This window comes from Holdemania filiformis (genome assembly GCF_003459085.1).
In the GTDB taxonomy this organism is placed as follows: domain Bacteria; phylum Bacillota_I; class Bacilli_A; order Erysipelotrichales; family Erysipelotrichaceae; genus Holdemania; species Holdemania filiformis.
The window spans coordinates 35,111-53,121 of the sequence record NZ_QRUP01000015.1; the positions used below are offsets into that span (position 1 = coordinate 35,111).

The 18,011-nt window shown below is 53.4% G+C and carries 14 protein-coding genes; 10 read left to right on the forward strand and 4 right to left on the reverse strand.

From position 1 onward, the window contains the following. The first annotated feature begins 50 nt into the window (after positions 1 to 50). From DWY25_RS12080 to DWY25_RS12120, 9 genes are all read left to right on the forward strand, one after another. Entirely contained in the window at positions 51 to 1,127 is a 1,077-nt protein-coding gene (locus DWY25_RS12080; RefSeq protein WP_006059469.1) for an SIS domain-containing protein, read from the forward strand. 22 nt (positions 1,128 to 1,149) lie between these two features. Next, on the forward strand, positions 1,150 to 2,520 hold the full coding sequence (locus DWY25_RS12085; protein ID WP_181981807.1) for an MATE family efflux transporter: 1,371 nt from the start codon (positions 1,150 to 1,152) through the stop codon (positions 2,518 to 2,520). A 198-nt stretch (positions 2,521 to 2,718) separates the two neighbouring features. Then, a complete protein-coding gene (locus tag DWY25_RS12090; RefSeq protein ID WP_117895433.1) occupies positions 2,719 to 3,615 on the forward strand; it encodes a cation diffusion facilitator family transporter in 897 nt (298 codons plus the stop codon). Positions 3,616 to 3,780: 165 nt separating this feature from the next. Next, on the forward strand, positions 3,781 to 5,847 hold the full coding sequence (locus DWY25_RS12095) for a serine hydrolase domain-containing protein (RefSeq protein WP_117895434.1): 2,067 nt from the start codon (positions 3,781 to 3,783) through the stop codon (positions 5,845 to 5,847). 281 nt (positions 5,848 to 6,128) lie between these two features. Beyond that, the gene (locus DWY25_RS12100) at positions 6,129 to 7,037 is read left to right on the forward strand and encodes an ATP-binding cassette domain-containing protein (protein WP_117895435.1); all 909 of its coding nucleotides are present in this window, start codon (positions 6,129 to 6,131) and stop codon (positions 7,035 to 7,037) included. Further along, entirely contained in the window at positions 7,030 to 7,854 is an 825-nt protein-coding gene (locus DWY25_RS12105; protein ID WP_117895436.1) for an ABC transporter permease, read from the forward strand. The genes DWY25_RS12100 and DWY25_RS12105 overlap by 8 nt, the downstream gene beginning before the upstream one ends. A gap of 333 nt (positions 7,855 to 8,187) precedes the next feature. Then, complete coding sequence (locus DWY25_RS12110) at positions 8,188 to 8,532, forward strand: cupin domain-containing protein (RefSeq protein WP_117895437.1); 345 nt, start codon at positions 8,188 to 8,190, stop codon at positions 8,530 to 8,532. Between the two features lie 104 nt (positions 8,533 to 8,636). Further along, entirely contained in the window at positions 8,637 to 9,800 is a 1,164-nt protein-coding gene (locus DWY25_RS12115; RefSeq protein ID WP_117895438.1) for an iron-containing alcohol dehydrogenase, read from the forward strand. Positions 9,801 to 9,850: 50 nt separating this feature from the next. Beyond that, a complete protein-coding gene (locus DWY25_RS12120; RefSeq protein ID WP_117895439.1) occupies positions 9,851 to 10,537 on the forward strand; it encodes a hypothetical protein in 687 nt (228 codons plus the stop codon). Positions 10,538 to 10,613: 76 nt separating this feature from the next. Here DWY25_RS12120 and DWY25_RS12125 read toward each other — a convergent pair whose 3' ends face one another. Continuing rightward, complete coding sequence (locus DWY25_RS12125; RefSeq protein WP_006059457.1) at positions 10,614 to 11,042, reverse strand: GNAT family N-acetyltransferase; 429 nt, start codon at positions 11,040 to 11,042, stop codon at positions 10,614 to 10,616. Between the two features lie 120 nt (positions 11,043 to 11,162). On the opposite strand from DWY25_RS12125, the gene DWY25_RS12130 reads away from it, so the two are divergent. Beyond that, positions 11,163 to 11,630, forward strand: a complete 468-nt coding sequence (locus DWY25_RS12130; RefSeq protein ID WP_117895440.1) for a hypothetical protein — start codon at positions 11,163 to 11,165, stop codon at positions 11,628 to 11,630. A 162-nt stretch (positions 11,631 to 11,792) separates the two neighbouring features. On the opposite strand, the gene DWY25_RS12135 is transcribed toward DWY25_RS12130, so the two are convergent. The 3 genes from DWY25_RS12135 to DWY25_RS12145 form a co-directional block, all read right to left on the reverse strand. Beyond that, a complete protein-coding gene (locus DWY25_RS12135) occupies positions 11,793 to 13,094 on the reverse strand; it encodes an ABC transporter substrate-binding protein (protein WP_117895441.1) in 1,302 nt (433 codons plus the stop codon). Further along, positions 13,078 to 16,032, reverse strand: a complete 2,955-nt coding sequence (locus DWY25_RS12140) for a response regulator (protein WP_181981808.1) — start codon at positions 16,030 to 16,032, stop codon at positions 13,078 to 13,080. Before DWY25_RS12140 ends, DWY25_RS12135 begins: the two co-directional genes overlap by 17 nt. Before the next feature lie 495 nt (positions 16,033 to 16,527). Then, complete coding sequence (locus tag DWY25_RS12145) at positions 16,528 to 17,865, reverse strand: HdeD family acid-resistance protein (protein WP_117895443.1); 1,338 nt, start codon at positions 17,863 to 17,865, stop codon at positions 16,528 to 16,530. Between the last annotated feature and the right edge of the window lie 146 nt (positions 17,866 to 18,011).

Below are 18,011 nucleotides of genomic sequence, written 5' to 3' on the forward strand. Positions count from 1 at the left end.
GGGAATCCTCTGCCTGATCAGATTCTATTCCATTTGAAGGAGGAAAAGAAATGGTGACATTACTAGATTGCATCTATCGCGTACCGTCGGTGATCGAAGGGATCGTCGCACGCCGGGAAGAAACCTTTGCGCCGCTGCTGGACGCGGTGAAGGACCGCCTGGGCGAGCTGAACGAAATCATGTTTATCGGTTCCGGCACAAGCAACACCTGTTCGCTGACGGCGTACCGCTTTGTTGAAAAAGCAAGCAAGCTGTCAACCAGCACGATGATTCCCAACGAGTTCCTGGCGAAAACCGTCTACAATCCGAAGGCCTTGTATGTCTTTGTTTCCCAGTCGGGTACCTCGACGCTGACGCAGCAGTCGCTGAAAAAGGTCAAAGCGCTGGGCTGCCTGACGGCGGCGATCACGGAAGCGCCGACAACCCCGCTGGCAAAAGAAGCGGACGTGCATATCGACATGGGCTGCGGCTACGAAGAATACGGCATGCGCACGATCGGCTACTGCGCGAGCATCCTGACGGAAATGTTGATGGGCGTGGCCCTGGGTCAGGCGCGCGGCGTTGTCAGTGAGACGGAAGCGGCGGCCTATACGGAAGACGCGCTGGCAGTGACGAAAGACCACAAGGAAATCTGCGACCGGACGCTGGCCTGGTTTGATCATAACAAGGAAGCGTTGATGGACGTCGATGCCTTTGTTCTGTATGGCCCGGGCAGTCTGTACGGCGTTGCGATGGAAGGCGCGCTGAAAATTCTCGAGATCGCCAAGCGCTTCATGTGCGTCGGTTATGAAATGGACGACGGTTTGCACGGACCGACGATGGGCTTCACGAAACGGCATGCGGTCATCGTACTCAACGACGGCGGCAAGGATAACCATCTCGCGATGGGCATTGCGAAATACATGAAAAACGACGTCGGCCATGCGTATGTGATCGGCGCTAATCCGATCGACGCCGATGATTTGGGCTTCACGCCGGCCTCGAAGGACTTCGCGTGCCTGGAATATGCGCCGGTTGTGGAAATCCTCGCTTACCGGCTGGCGGTGGATTACGGCATTGAATTGAAGGACATTAAAACGCAGGATCCGCTCCCGGAGATGAAATACTTCAATACGCACGATGAATAAGCAGAGGAAGAAGCACGGGAACGTGCTTTTTCTCAACCCTCAACGCTTCGGTTTGCTGAAAGCGATCCTGTTAATCGCAGTGCCGGTAGCGCTGCAGACGATCATTTCCGTCGGGATCAACATGGTCGACACGCTGATGGTCGGGGCGCTGGGTGAAACGCAGCTGACCGCGGTGTCGCAGGCCAGCCAGCTGTTCTTCATCTTCCAGCTGACATTGTTCGGGACAACCGGCGGCGCTAACGTGCTGATCGCGCAGTATTGGGGAAAACAGGATGGCGAAGCGATCCGGTCGGTGATCGGCTATACGTTCCGCGTGATGCTGAGCGCAGCGGCGGTACTGGTTGCGATCGCAGCGTTGTTTCCGCGCGAGGTCATGACGCTGTTGTCGAACAACCCCGAAGTGATCGCGGTCGGTACACAGTATTTGCGGATCGTCAGCGTGTCCTACCTGTTTTTTGGGATCACGACGGTTCTGGGCAATACGCTGCGGGCTGTCGGCGATGTCAATGTGGCAATGGGCGCTTCGCTGGCGTCGATCGGGGCGAGCGTGATCTTCAACTGGCTTTTCGTATTCGGCAATCTGGGCGCTCCGGCCTGCGGCGTTGTGGGCAGTGCGCTGGCGAACATTCTGGCGCGGATGCTGGAATGCGCCATTCTGATCATTTATTCGCTTGGGTTTGAGAAAAAGATTCGTTTCCGTTTCAGCTGGATTCTCCATCCGCAGAAGGTTCTGTGGCCTTCGTTTGTCAAAAACTGCGCGCCGGTGGTCGCCAATGAATTGACATGGGTGCTGGGCAGCTCGGTGCTGACGATGATCTCCGGTCACATGGCTTTCGCGTTTGCGACGGCGTATGCGATCTTCAACGTCGTGGCGCAGATTTCCTGCGCGCTCTCGCAGGGGATTTCCGCAGCCGCCTCGGTCGTCGTGGGCAACTTGATCGGCGAAGGGAAACAGGCCGAGCTGGATCAGCCGATTCGGCTTTTGCAGCGGGTCGGGGCGGTGAGCGGGACGCTGGCCTGTCTGTTTATTCTGGCGATCATTCCGCTGATGCCGAAATTTTACAACATTACGCCGGAAACGTTCGGCGTGCTCGTTCAAATTATGACCGTGGGCGCGTTGATTGAAATCTTCCGCTGCATGGGGTTTGTCAATAATGTCGGCATTCTGCGCGGCGGCGGGGATGCCCGGTTCGTCTTTTTCAACGATGTATTTTATTTGTGGGTGTTTTGTATTCCAGTCGGCTGGTGGTGTTCGCAGCAGGCGGGAATTCCGGTATTCATGACCTTCTTTATCCTGCGGTGCGACGATGTGATCAAGGCGTTTGTGGGGGACTGGCGGATTCATCATGGGCAGTGGATTCATCAGGTGACGGTTCAAGAGCGGACGTCATGATCTGACCCGGGATGGCCACGTTGGATCTGGGAAAGAACGCAAAAAGCGAAATTGGATTCCATCCATCATACCGCACGGCAACTAAACGAAGTGATTGTGAAACAGAGATTCCTTGTTCCAAGAGCCTGAAAAATCAGAAATTAAATCACCGGAAGACCGCAGACTTCATAAGATAAGAGGAATGCGAGGGATTAAATCATGACAGAGAAATCTCATTTTTCCGATGCTGCTGAAAAGCTGGCGCTGAACGTCAGCCTGGCCAGCTTTCTTATGAATTTACTGCTTTCTGTTTTTAAGCTGTTTGCCGGGATTGCCGGTCATTCGCAGGCGATGATTTCCGATGCCGTCCATTCCGCATCCGATTGCGCCAGTACCGTCGTCGTGATGATCGGCGTGCATTGCGGACATCGCCAGGCGGATGCCAATCATCCATTTGGCCATGAACGGCTGGAAAGCGCCGCGTCCCTGATTCTGGCTGTCATGCTGGGAATAACAGGCGTCGGCGTCGGGGTCAGCGCGATCAGGACGCTTTGTCATCCGGCAGCCTTGCAAGTCCCGGGCAAGGCGGCGCTGATGATGGCGGTGGTTTCGATTTTGGTCAAGGAAGGCCAGTACTGGTGGACACGCTGGGCCGCGCTCACCGTGGATTCTGATGCTCTGATGGCAGATGCCTGGCATCATCGCTCCGATGCCTTGTCATCGGTCGGCGCCTTGATCGGGATCGGCGGTGCGCGGAAGGGCTGGCTGTGGATGGATCCGGCCGTTGGTTTGATCATCTGCGTCCTGATTCTGGCCGTAGCTGTCAAGCTGTTCTGTCAATCGTTAAACAAGATGATCGACCAGTCCTGCGACACAAAAGCGCTGCATGCGATAGCCGAGACGATCCTCAGCCAGCACGGTGTGGTCACGATTGATACGCTGCGCACCCGGATTTTCGGAAACCGGATTTATGTCGAACTGGAGATCGGCGTCGACGCCCAGCTGCCGTTGGTTGACGCTCACGCGATCGCTGAAAATGTTCATCAAGCCGTGGAGGAAACGATCCCGCGGGTGAAGCACTGCGCCGTGCACGTTAATCCGGTGCAGAAAGAATAAACCGGACTCTCCTCTTTTGCTCTGCCCATCCCCCGGCTCCGCTCAGATCCGGATCCAGTCAGGTCCTGATTTTCTCCGTTGATCGCCGCCGGCTTGTTTTTGCCGGTCAGCTGTGTTTTAATTACAGTCAGATCGAAAAAAAGATCAGGAAGTTGAGGGATTTTAATGAAAAAATGGAAATGCCTGCTGGCGTTGTTGATCATGGCGTCCGGCTGCACAGCGCAGCCGCAGCCGACGCCAAGCAGCGAGCCGGCGCCGGATACCGCGGGACTGACGCAGACCGCGGATCAGCTGGCGGAGATGTTAGTCAGTCAGCTGGGCGCCGCAAGCGTTCAATATGCGCTGATGGATGGGGATACGATCCTCGTGTCGGGTCAGAAGGGCGTGTTTGCCAAGGGCTCCGATCAGGCGTTAAGCGCGGACGATCAATATGCGATTGGATCGGTCTCCAAGGTGTTTACGGCCGCGGCCGTCATGAAGCTGCAGGAAGAAGGCAAGCTGAAACTCGACCAGCCGGTCGCAGAGCTGCTTCCGGAATTCACGATGGCGGATGAGCGTTATTCTGAAATCACCGTGCGGATGCTGCTTAACCACAGCGCGGGACTGCCGGGTTCGACCTTTGACGAGGGCTTTGTGTTCACACCGAGCACAACCGCTCATGATACGTTCCTGGAAACGCTGAAAACGATGCGGCTGCAGGCGGATCCGGGCGCATATTCCGTGTATTCCAACGATTGTTATGTGCTGGCGGAGCTGGTTGTGGAAAAGGTCAGCGGTCAGGATTTTACCAGCTACCTCCGCTCGCAGTTTTTAGAACCGCTGGGCATGACCCGGACGCAGACGCCGGTGGAAAACGTTGATTTCAGCGCCATGCCGAAAGTCTATTCCGCAAGTCAGCCGGAGCGGGAGATTCCGGCGGATATCGTATCGGTGATCGGCACCGGCGGTCTTTTCTCCACGGCGGAGGATTTATGCCGCTGGGGCCAGGCGTTCATGCCGGGTTCTCCGGTACTCAGCGCCGATTCTTTAAGCGCGATGAGTGAAAACGAAGCCGCAAAAGGGATCTGGCCAAGTGAGGAAGCCAACAGTCTGGATTACGGCTTAGGCTGGGACAGCGTCGCGCTCGCGCCGTTTGCCCAGGGCGGCATCCAGGCGCTGACCAAAGGCGGCGATACGATGTATTCGCATGCCAACTTCACAGTCGTTCCGGAATACGGCCTGACCTGTGTCGTTCTGAGTTCGGGCGGACTGAGTTCCTATAATCAGATGATGGCCGCGACATTATTGGAACAGGCGCTGTTGGAAAAAGGCGCGATCAGCGAAGCACTGCCGCATTACCAGCTGCCGTCCGTGCCGGAAACAATCCCGGCGATCCCGGATGAAGTCAAGGACTATGCCGGACTGTATGCGGACTCCACGTCGCTGTACCGGATCGACTTTACCGACGAGGGGATGCTGAACTTCACGGTCGAACAGATGCCGGATACCCCAACACCGCTGACACATGTCGGAGAGGGCAAATTCCTGCTGCCTTCGCCGATGACCAATCAGCTGTTCAGCTTTGAAGAAAAGGGCGGAAACACCTATCTGAAAGTCGAAGCCGTGACGGAAATTTCGGGACTGGGTTATACGGCCGCCACGGTTTACTACGCGATGAAGGTAGAAGAAAATCCGCTGTCCGACACTGTAAAATCAGCCTGGCAGCAGCGCAGCGCCACATCGTACCTGCTGCTCAGCGAGGACGCCTCGTCGCAGATTTACGAAATGATTCTGCCCGTCGCGCCGGCACCGATCAGCACGTTTGCGGAAGGCTATGTCAACGCTCACCGGATCGTCGATGAGAACCGCGCCGAGGCGATTGTCCAGATTCCGGGCAGCGGCAGCCGCGATCAGTTTGATTACCAGTTTTTCACGAAAGACGGAATCGAATATCTGCAGGCCGGCGGCGATGTGTACGTCAGCGCAGAAGCCGCGAAGATTCTTGAAGACGGCTTGACTGTCACGATCGGAGAAGACGGATATACCCAATGGCTGTCGATTCCGGCAGAGCTGGAAGGCAAGACGCTGACGGTGAGCACAGAAGCTGACGGGGTCTTCGTCTACAATCCCGCGATGCTCTGCCAATACAACCGCGTTACGGACGGCGATCAGCCGGTCACGCTGCCGGCCGGAGGCTATCTGGGGCTGGCAGGCGATCCGCAGGCAATGTTTACGATTACAATTTCTGATTAACAGAATGGACAGGACTTCGTAGGGAGATCCTGATTCCGAATAAGTTACAGACTGCCGGAGCTTCATGACTCCGGCAGTTCTTTTCTTTTTCGCGGGATTTGTCCGTTCAGTCTGAAGGAGCGCGGACAGGCTGGGGGCGGATGAATTCAGCGATTATCCGGCGGCATGCGGAAATTCTGAATTTTTCTTTTCCGATTCTTTCTTTATTATTTAGCATTTTCACCCCGGTTTTCCTCTCTTTTGCCCTGTATACTGAGGACGCATAAAGGAGGAGAAAGGAAATGGACTTTATTTTGACCATGCACGAACTAAGCAAGCGGTACCGTCATTTCCAGGCGTTGGACAAACTGACGATGCATATCCCAAAAGGTTCGATTTACGGCTTGATCGGCCGGAACGGGGCGGGAAAAACAACGCTGATCCGGACGATTGCCGGACTTCAGCGGCCGGACGAGGGTTTCTATTGCCTCAACGGCGTAAAACACACGGATCCGCGCATCGCGGCCGTCCGGCGAAAGACAGGCGCGATTGTCGAAACGCCGGCAATTTATCTGGACATGAGCGCTTCTGAGAATTTACAGGCGCAGAATCTGCTTTTGGGCAAACCGAAAAACGATCAGGTGGAGCGCCGGTTAAAAAGGCTGGGACTGGATCAGACGGGGACTAAGAAAGCCCGGAATTTTTCTCTGGGTATGCGTCAGCGGCTGGGGATTGCCTCCGCTCTGGCCAGCGATCCGGAGTTCTTAATTCTCGATGAACCTTTCAACGGTCTGGATCCGCAGGGAACCGCAGATCTGCGGCAGCTGATCGTAAGCCTGAATCAACAGGGGATGACGATTCTGATATCCAGCCATCTTTTAGACGAGCTGTCGCGTCTGGCAACCCATTACGGGTTTATTGATCACGGCACGCTGATTCAGGAGCTGAGCGCCGAAGAACTTCAAAAGCAATGCCGCGGCGGCTGGCGGTTAACGGTCACCAACCCTCAGCTTTGCATTCAGGTCGCCCAACGGCTGCATTACGCCTGCGAGCAGGCGGAGAATGACGTGCTGATCGATGGCGGCGGCAATATTTCCGAGCTGCTGCTGAAGCTGGCGGAAGCGGGATGCCCGGTGCAGGCGCTTCATCAACAGGATGAATCGTTGGAAAGCTATTATCTTGATTTGATCGGAGGGGACAAGCATGCGTAATCTGATGAAGACCGGTTTATTTCGGCTGAAACGACAAAAAGCGTTCTGGATTTCTCTGTTGTTGATGATGATTTTCGGACTGGTCCGCACGCTTTCGCTCAACGGCGATCCGGACAGTACGCTGGCTTCCGGATTCTTTATCTATGTCATGATCCTCGGTCTGGTGATGGCGGTTTTCTGCAGTCTGTTCATCGGGACGGAATACAGCGACGGCCCGCTCCGCAATAAGATCATCGCCGGATGTTCCCGGCCGAGCCTTGTTTTATCTAATTTTCTGCTTTGTTCGCTGGCGGGGATGGTGTTCTGCTTCGGTTATTTGATCAGCGCTCTGGCGGTGGGACTGCCGCTGTTCGGCGGCCTGGGAACGTCCTTGCCAATCCTGCTGGAAACGGCGGGCTGCACCCTGTTAGTCAGCTGCAGTTATGCTGCGTTGTTTACCCTGATAAACCTGCTTAATTCCAACAAAACGGTCAGCGCGATCACCTGTCTGTTGACGGCGTTGCTGCTGCTGGGGCAGGGCTTTGACAGTCTGTCGCGTCTGAATCAGCCGGAACGCCTGCAGATTGTCGAAGGAACGCCGGAAGGGGAGTTTCCGACGGCGGAATGGATTGAGAATCCGGCCTATTTGAATCCCCAGGAACGGAAAGTCGTGAGCTTTCTGGCTGATTTCCTGCCGGGCGGCCAGGCTTTGCAGCTGTCCTGGATGATCGGAGAACCGGCACATCCTCAACCCGTTCTTGCACTGTATGCTTTGATCCAGATTTTAATATTCAATGGAATCGCCGTTCTTCTGTTCAGCCGGAAAGATCTGAAATAATTTCCACTTTCCCTCTTCTGTTTTCCATCGCTGCGCCGCGCCCGCAATTTGCGTTCCGCTGACGGAATTAACCGGTGGGAATCGGATTCACTTTTATCAATCTTCTCAAGCTTCGGGTCAATCCGGCGTTGCCGTCAGGGATTATCCGTGATCGCTGAGAAGATTTTTCATTTTTTCAGGCGGCTGCCGGCGGATGGAGAAGAACTTTCCGCTTTTTGCATCCTCGACAGGATTAGTGCGCGGAACTCTGGAAAGCATGGTAAAATAATCGCAGAAGCAAACGATCCGGAGGGGTCGTTATAAACGGGGAATGTCCCCGGGAAAGGAATCCCAATGAGCTATATTAAGAACATCGAACCGGAAGTTAATTTGAAATTAGCCGATCAAATCGCCGTGCTGCCGGGACAGATCGTTAGTAAAACGTTGGCGCAGAACGATGCTGTCAGCCTGACGCTGTTCGCTTTTGATCAGGGTGAAGAAATCAGCACGCACGCATCGGAAGGCGACGCGATGGTGTTGGTGCTGGAAGGGATCGGCCGCTTTACGATCGACGGTCATGTGCATTTCTGCAAGGCGGGCGAAACGATCGTGATGCCGGCCGGGAAACCGCACGCCGTCTATGCCGAGGCCAAATTTAAAATGCTGCTGACGGTGGTTTTTCCCCAGCCCGGACAGTAACCGGCCGTTGAGCCAAGCATAAGGTCAGACTTCAGAGAAAAAAGTCAGCCGTCAGGTTGACGTTGTAAACGAAACACGTTATTCAGAAAGGACAGGACGAAAGCATGAATAATTTTATTTACGACATTCCAACAAAAGTTTACTTCGGACAAGGCCAGATCGTACATCTGCCGGAGTTGATTCAGACCTGCGGTTCGCGGGTGCTGCTGGTCTACGGCGGAGGCAGCGTGAAGAAAACCGGGTTGTACGATACGATTACCCACCTGTTGAGAGAAAACGGGATTGAATGGCAGGAACTGTCCGGCGTGCAGTCCAATCCGAAAATCGGATCGGTGCGCGAGGGTGTCCGGTTAGTCCGCGAACATCAGCTGGATTGTGTGCTGGCGGTCGGCGGCGGCAGTACGCTGGATTGCTCGAAAGCGATCTGCGCGGGCGTTCCGTACGCCGGGGATCCCTGGGAGCTGGTGCTCGACCGCACGAAAGTGCAGGCTTGCCTGCCGCTGATCACCGTGCTGACGATGGCGGCAACAGGCTCGGAAATGGACAACATCGCGGTCATCTCCAATCCGGAAACTAAAGATAAACGAGGTTTCAGCAGCTATGGGATGTATCCGCGCTTCAGCATCCTCGATCCAGTCTATACCTTCACAGTCCCCCGCAGCCAGACCGCGGCCGGGACAGCGGACATCATGTCGCATATTATGGAGTCCTATTTCGATCAGGTCCGCGGCGCTTCCGTGCAGGACGGCTTGTCGGAAGCTTTGTTAAAAACCTGCATTCAGTCGGCGCCGGTAGCGCTGGCTCACCCTGACGACTACGAAGCCCGCGCGAATCTGATGTGGGCGGCGTCGCTGGCGATCAACGGCCTGAATTCGCTGGGGAAAAACCGAGCCTGGACATGTCATCCGCTGGAACATGTCTTAAGCGCCTATTATGACATCACCCACGGCGTCGGTCTGGCGATTCTGACGCCGCGCTGGATGAAGCATGTGCTCAACGAACAGACCGTCGACGTCTTCGCCCGGTTTGCCCTGAATGTCTGGGGCGTGGATCCGCAGCTGGACTGCTGGACGGCGGCGCAGCAGGGTATTGAAAGACTTTCGGTGTTCTTCGCTTCGATGGGTCTGCCGATGACGCTGCGCGAGGTGGAAATCGACGAAAGCCGGCTGGAAGAAATGGCGGAGAAGGCTGCGGAAACAGATTTTAGCCGCGCTTTTGTACCGCTGACCCGGGAAGATATTCTTCAAATTTACCGTGCCTGCCTGTAAGCGGAACGTGTTTTATGGTATAGTTAACAAAGTAAAGTCGAGGGAAAGTCATGAATAAAGTCATTCAGTTTGTCCTGATTCTCGCCGTCGGCCTGATTCTGTACTTCCTGTTGAACCGGATGATGCAGAAGCTGATGGTCGAGCTGTCGGAAATCCTGTATAAGGAAGTCAACCCGGAGAAATATCTTCAGGTGCTCAACAGCTGGAAAGGAAAAATGTTCTTTTCCAGGAAAACCCGTTCGCTGATGGCGATTGACGCGCTGTTAATGCAAAATGAAACGGCGAAGATCGAAGAAATCTTCGAGCAGCTGGATGCGGCGAAGATGAATCCCGCAAACAGGCTGGGCCTGGCGCAGAAGGAAGTTTCCTATTATATTGATACTAAAAAATTCGATAAGGCGCTCAAGGCGTATGATACGCTGAAGACGATCGCCGCGAAATTCAACAATTCACAGGTTGAAAGCATCCTCAAGGAATGCACATTTCTGGTTGAAATTTATATTCACCACAACACGGAGATCCTGGATGAGGTGCTGGATCTGGCGTCCAAGATGACCAATCCGTTCTATCAGGGAATTTTCCTGTACCGCGCGGCCAAGCTGTATTATTATAAAAACGATGAGGAAAACTGCCGCAAGCTGTTGAGCGAAGCGATGGAGAAACTGAAAGGCACGGCCTGGGAAGTGATGATCCGGCAGATGCTGGAGGAAAACCTGGCGCTGGTTGCCGAACGATAAACCATAAGAAAAGGGAATCCCGTGCGGATTCCCTTTTGTCTGTTTTGGGTTTTTCTGTTTGGATGACAGCCGGCGTTCAGAGCGTTTTGATCATCGTGACATGCGGGCAATACTCATCCATGTGCGTTTCCCCCGTGGAGATAAATCCCAGCTTCTCATAGAAACCGGCGGCGCGGCACTGGGCGGACAATTCAACTTCCCGCACGCCCTGTTGAGCGAGATGCTTCATCATCGCGTTCATCACCGCTTCTCCCTGACGCTGTCCGCGGTAAGGAAGGCTGACGGCCACCCGGCCGATAATCCAGCGTCCGCTTCCGTCTTCCTTGGCAAACGCCCGGCAGGTGGCGACCGGCTGCGGACCGTCGCTGATCACGCAATGCAGGCAGGTTTCGTCAGTTTCGTCAAATTCATTATGAAATCCCTGTTCCTCGACAAACACCGCCTGACGGATCGCGGCGGCTTGTTCGAAACCAGGTTGTTTTCCAGTGAAAAAATGCAGTTCCATGAAAATTCCTCCTTGGCTGGCTTAATCCTAGCTTGATTTGATGGGCTTGTCAACTGCGATTCGCGGCTCTTTCTAAAGCTTGCGGATCATGGTATAATGTTCACCATGAGGTGAGTATTCATGGAAATCGCGATTGTCATCGTCAATCTGATTTTATTATTTTATTTTACCCGGATGGCTATTCATTCCCGGCAGGTACAGGTAGCGGGGAAGCTGGGACCGACGTGGATCATTACCGTGTTCTTTGTCGGAATCGGAATTATCCGGCTGTTTCAGAATCATTCGTTATTCTCAATCATCCAGACTGTGCTGATCGTCTTGCTGGGGGTGCTTTACAGCCAGATGCGCAGCGGCTTCAGCGATCAGGGAATCGTTCTGTTGGGCAATCTCTATACCTGGGACCGGATCACGCAGGCTGACGTTACGGACACGGAGGAAACTCAGGAGATCAAGGTTGAATTCACCGTGAAGAAGGTTAGCCGCTTCGTTTATTTCACAACGGCGCAGCGGGATGAGGTCGAAGCGATGCTGACGCGTTATGAACAGGAACGGGCCGAGCTGGAACTGAAAGCGAAAGCCAAAGGGTAAAAGCACGAAGAAACGTCATAAACATAAAAAAGACTTGAATGAGGCCGCGCCTTAGCGATGCGGCCCTCATTCAGGTCTTTTGTTTATCAAAGAGTTATGGAGGAGACAGAGTGAAAGCTTCTGCCGCAAAAGATTGTAAATAAGATCGGCAGGGAAGCTTTGTTATTGTCCCGGATAGGTTGCGATTTCCTGCAGCTGCAGCGTATCGTATTCTTCACACACGGCGTCGACGCTTGCGCCTTCGCCCAGCTTGACACACAATTCCTTGATTGTATTCCAGGTGTTGAAATGCAGTGAGAAATCCTGGTTTGGAATTTGTTCATCCGCGGTCAGACTGGAAATCAGCGGCGCGGCCTGCGGCAGCGTGGCTGCTTCATTGCCGCGGGCTGAGGAGGTCTTGCGCTGCAGCCGGGCGAATTCGTTGAGGGTTTCGACAGTGCCCAACGCTTCCACCGCAGCCAAAGCTTCATCTAAATGCTTTGAATTGGGATTCACGGCCAGCCGCTGGTCGGCGCCGACCACGCAGATGGCGCCTTCTTCCAATACCGGCATCGCCGTCATGACCATTTCAAAAGGATAATCCTCTGAGAAGGCGGATCCCCGGCAAATCGTACTGATAAACGCGCATTGGCCGTCACGGAACCGGTTTCTCTCTTCTTCGCTGTTGGGCTGGGTGCTGAGCGCCTGCTCAATATCCAGATAGCCGTTGTCAATCATCATTTTTAAGAAGGTAAAGCCCGCGCGCATATACGTGCTGATCGGCAGAGTTCCTTCCGTCAGCTGCGCCAGTTTCTGCTCTGGATTCTCACCCCGATACAACGGCGCCAGACCGGCTCCCATCGCTAAAAGGCTGAGTCCGTAATCCATATTTGAGCCGTAGGGCACAATTCCATTTTGCTTCAGCGTTTCACAGACAGCGAGAAATTCTGACAGATTTTCCGGAACTTCCAAGCCGAATTGATGAAGCAGGTCGACATTCCAGAGAAAGCCGAATGCCGTATAGCTTAGCGGCAGGGAGAACACTTTGCCATCATAGATGCTTTGATTTAATGCCGCTTCCGAAAGATTGTGGACAAAATCCATTTGGGCCAGGTCGTAGATATACCCTTTCCGATCAAATTCAAGGACGTCCTCGGCCGGGATGATATACAGATCGTCGGCCTCCCCGCTTTCCATTCGTTTCAACAAAAGCTCGCGGTAGGACAAGCCCTCATCGGCGTAAAAATTGGCGCTGTCGCTGTAAAGAATAAATGTTTTTGTCTGTTCGGCGTTGATGATTTCGTTGAAGCATTGCTGGATCAAGCTGGAAATGGTTTCGCCCTGGGCAAACAACGTAATGACAATTTCTTCATTTTTATCATCGAGATAGACTTCCGGCCCGTTCGGTTTCGTGGAACAGCTGGAGATCAGACAGAGCGCGGTCAGCGCCGCGGTGACTTTGTAAAGCTTAGCTTTGATACTCATGATCCTTGTCCTCATTTCTTGGATTTGTTGATGGCTGTTCATCCGGCTGATAACGGCGGAGTGTTTCAAACAATAAGGAATACTCAATCGGCTTGGCGATATGCCCGTTCATGCCGGCGGCGATGCATTTCTGCACGTCCTCTTCAAACGCGTCGGCGGTCATCGCGATGATCGGCAGAGCGGCTTTGGCCGGATCTGCCAGATTGCGGATGGCTTCGGTGGCCTCATAGCCGTTCATTTCCGGCATGTGAATATCCATTAAAATCAAATCGAAGGCGTCCGCCGGCTGTTCCCGGACCAGATCGAGCGCCTGTTGTCCGTTTTGTGCGCAGGTCAGCTTGATTCCGCAGCTGTTTAACAGTTCAATGACAATTTCCCGGTTTAATTCGTTATCCTCAGCCAGGAGAACGCGCATACCGCTGAAGTCTTCAGCGGGACCGCGGTTATTTTGAGTTTCTTCAGCTGTTTCGGAATCCGGATGATTCCGGGTCAGCGCCCGGGACAACTTTTCAATCAGCTCGTTCCGGAAGATCGGTTTTGTCAGAAAACCGTCGATGCCCGCATCCAGCGCTTCCTGCTCGACGTCTTCCCAATTGTAGGCGGAAAGAAGGATGATCGGGATTTCATCTGAAATCTGGGCGCGAATTCTGCGCGCGGCTTCAATTCCATTGAGATCGTCCATTCTCCAGTCCATGATGATTCCTAAATAATCCTTGCCTTCCTGATGGGCAAGCAGGGCGGCGTCAATTCCCTGCTGCCCGGTATTGGCGCAGGTGACCTGGACTTTTTCAACTTCCAGCATTGCGCGGAGACCTTCGCACGTGTCCTGGTCATCATCAACGACCAGGATCCGGCAGCCAGCCAGCGCCGCTTCCTGGAGCTGGGGTGTTTGCGCTGTGGACAGCGGCAGCGTCACGGTGAATTTGGAGCCAACTCCCAGCTGACTTTCCACCTGAATGGTTCCGGACATCATGTCAACAATATTTTTAGTGATGGCCATGCCCAGGCCGGTGCCGGAAATCTGGCTGATACGGCTGTCCTGGGCCCGCTCAAACGGGGTAAAGATCCGGCTCAAGAATTCCGGCGTCATGCCGATTCCAGTATCTTCAACGGTGAAAATCACCTTGATTTTATCATCTCCGTCCGGTTCTTCATGGAGGCCGATCGTGATATCCTGATCCGGCGGTGTGTATTTAACAGCATTAGACAACAGGTTTAACAGGATTTTCTGAAGATGCAGGATATCGCCGATCACCGTGTCATAGTCCAGCGCGCTGGATCGGATATGCAGCGTCTGGCGTTTCTTCGTCAGGTCCGGCTTGACCAGAATCAGAACGTCCGAGATGAGCTGGGACAGGTTAACGGACTCCTTTTTCAAGCTGATCTTGCCGCTTTCAATCCGCGACATGTCGAGTACTTCGTTGATCAAATCCAGCAGATGCTGGGAAGCCAGGCTGATTTTATCCAGGCAGTGCGCCACTTTCTCCGGTTCGTTCAGATGCGCCTGCGCGATTGTCGTCATTCCGATAATCCCGTTCATCGGCGTGCGGATATCATGCGACATCGAAGAGAAAAAGACGGTGCGGGCCTGGTTGTTTTCCTGCGACTGCCGCAGCGCGTCGGCCAGATCCTGGCGCATGTGATGCTCCGGCGTCGTTTCGTGCAGGACAGCGAGATATTGATCGGCGTGAACGGGAATGAAATAAATCTCAATCCAACGCTGCAGCTCGTTTGCGGTGCCCTGTTGATATTCACAGCGCTGCCGCTGGTTTAGCTGCCCGTTTAAAAATGCGTGGCCGGCCGGATCCTGCTCCGGCATCCCGCAGCTCAAAAATAAACGTTCCGGATGTTGGACGGCGTCGTCCGGTTCAATGTTGAACAAAACGCGGACGTTTTCGGAAAGCATCTCCACCTTGCGTTTTGACGGCGTATATAACAGAAAGGCAAAATCAACATTCTCGGAAATGATCTGAAACAGCTGCTCGCGGCGTTTTCGTTCCTGTTCGCGGCTGCTCGACGCCTGCCGGCTTAACAGAAGAACGGTGATCAAGACCAGCGCGACTAATAATCCAGCCAGCGCAAAGGAAATCAGCTGCAGGATTTCAGCGGATTCCTGCTGCAGGATATTCTGCGGCAGGATGGAAATTAAATACCAGGGATGGCTGCAGTCAAGCGGAATAAAGCATAGAAAACTGTCTTGCTGACGATAATGGATCCGGATTGTTCCGGAGCGTTTTTCCGCAATCAGATTTTTCAGCGCGGAGGATACAGCCGGATCGTTGCGCTGCTTTTCCAGAAATGTGTACAGGTCGTCGGTGCCACTGGCGGAACTATCAATAATCCAGGCCCCGTCGTCAGCCTGGACGACATACGCGCTGCCGGCGCCGCCGCTGAACGTGAACAGGGAAGGGCTGTGATAGTTAGCCATCGTTTTATCCGCATACAAAGCGCCGGCCTGTTCACCATCGATCCACACCGGTGTCTGAAAGGTGATCTGCAGGCGGCCGCTGGCTCCGATATAAGCGTCGGAATATCCGGTTTTTCCCTGGCTTAACGCGATCTCGTCAAAGCTTAAATCCCGCGGTGAAAGCCCGGCGCCGGTTGAATCCCAGCCCTGACCGTCCGCACCGATAAAGTAAAAACGAAAAAAGGCGGTGGCGTCCGTATATTCAGCCAGCGCCCGGACGATGTCCGGGGCTTGTCCGGTATCAATCCGGCTGAACAAATTCGCACAGGTTTCCAGCTGCTGCTGATCGCTGGAAAAATTATTAAGCAGACTGTCGGAGATCATCCGCGTTGAATTTAACAGCGTTGTGTTGGCGCTGATGTTCATTTTTTCTTTGATTTGACCCATCGCGGCGACCATCAGGCTGCCGGTTCCCACCAGCAGCAGGATCATCCCCAGGACGAAAGCGACGGATTGTTTCTTATATTTCATACGGTTCACCTTCATTTTCAAAAACGGGTGTTGCGGCCGCGGCCGCTGCCCGGAAAGGCGTTAAAGCCAAAGCCGGGCTGAAATCAGAAAAGCCGGAGGGAACGTAAACAGGACGGAGATTCAGAGGTTTCCGCAGCCTACGAGATTAGAAGACGTTATATTCTGAATTAAAGTATAACATTGAAATAGTTGAATAAATACTAATATTAGTATTAAATAAGCGGATTTGGTTCAGAATCTGACGCATCTTATAACAAATGAGGAATATCGGCTTTTTTCTTTCGCTTTGCCGGGGAAAAGCCGAAGATCCGGCAGCGCGTCGATGAGAATTCCGGGACAAAGAGGAGAAAATCCAAGGTTTGTTTTCTTACGGCGGATCTGCCTGGTTTCGCTCTTTTTCTGCGGAAATCATGCGGGAAAATAAAAAAAACGGAAACCGGAGCCGGCCTGGAACCGGTGGGTTTTCCGTATAAGAAGAATCAGCGTAAATGAGTTTTAAGAGGACGAAAGCGAGGAACCAAACGAGCTGCCATGCTCGCCGCCCTTGCCGCGGGTCCGCTTGTAGATTGTCCGTTCGACGACCATGCCGCCCGGCCGCAGATATTCCGTGTTGAGAAATTCCAGATAGGTGCCCGGGGTAACGATACCGCCGATCGGAATCAGATCCAGCTCCTTGCAATGAAGCAGCTCATCCGCCAACAGAACGCAGTTGGTGCTGAAGACGAAATAGGTCTTGAATTTTCCATTGGCAAACTTATACATGTGCGCGTGCGTTGCATTCCAGACGCGTGACGCGTAATCCTTGGCTTCGCCTTCAGCCGTTTCCCCCTCGGCTAACAGCTGGGCGTCCGGCCGCCAGGTGTAGGCGCGTTCCATCATCGCGTCGATGCGTTTTTGAAGCATGGCTTTCTGACTCTCGTTTAACGTCAGACCATAGCTGATAATCGTTTTGTCCTCGGATTTCAGCGCGTGTTTTAAAAATGTTTCCCGGTCGGATACGACCAGCACGCCGTCGCCCAGCGTGCCGAACAGACCGCGGTGATGCGGATCATGGCAGCCGTAGGAATAGATTTTACCCTGAAAGCTGATGTCGACATGTCCCAGCGATTCCGGCCCCGATTCTTTCAGGTAGATAAACACTTCCAGATCTGTGCTGGCCTGCGGCGCAACCTGCGCGTCCGGATTCAGCTTGTTCGTTTTGATCAGCGCGTTGATCGACAGGAAGAAGCGCTGCGGAATGATCGCTGAGATTAAAACGGGGATGGAGATGCGCAGATGTTCGCGGATTTTGACGCTCATGCCCGCGCTTAATAAATCCTTCAACGCCTCCAAAACCGTGACGCCGCCGTAGAAAATCAGATAGGCCCCGGCAATATAGGCGACGATCCACAGCTTGTTGATCGGTTTCAGCATCAACATCGCCGCGAAGACAGCGTCCGCCAGACCTTTTAAGAACAGGACATAGGTGCCTTTCAGGCAATCCCGGCGATAGACGTAGAAATTAATAAACTGGATTGCGGCGTTCAGCAGCGCCCACCAGCCGATAACGTAATGAATAAACTTGAAGAACAAGCCCGGATTGAAGAACGTGTAGACCGCCAGGCCGACACATAACAGACTGGTCAGCATCGTCGACAGATTCAGACTGGCTTTTTGCTTATTATTCAACGCCCGCAGAATTTGATTGAGTCCGATCCACAGAAAACCGATCATGAATAAAATATAGATCAAGGTCCAGATCTTCGAATACTCTGTGAAAAACAACGCACCCAGAACAATAAAAAAGATCCCGGTTAATAAGGAAGAAGCACTGCTGAATTTATTGGTAAGCATACGATCCCCTCCCTTCCCTGCGCTTGAATTCTTACCTATTATAGAACAAATAAGGAATGAAAGAAAGCAAATCTCCCCGCGATTGACAAAAGCCTGAAAATGCCTATCGAGGAAAAGAAAAGGAAGGGTATAATAAAGACAAAAGA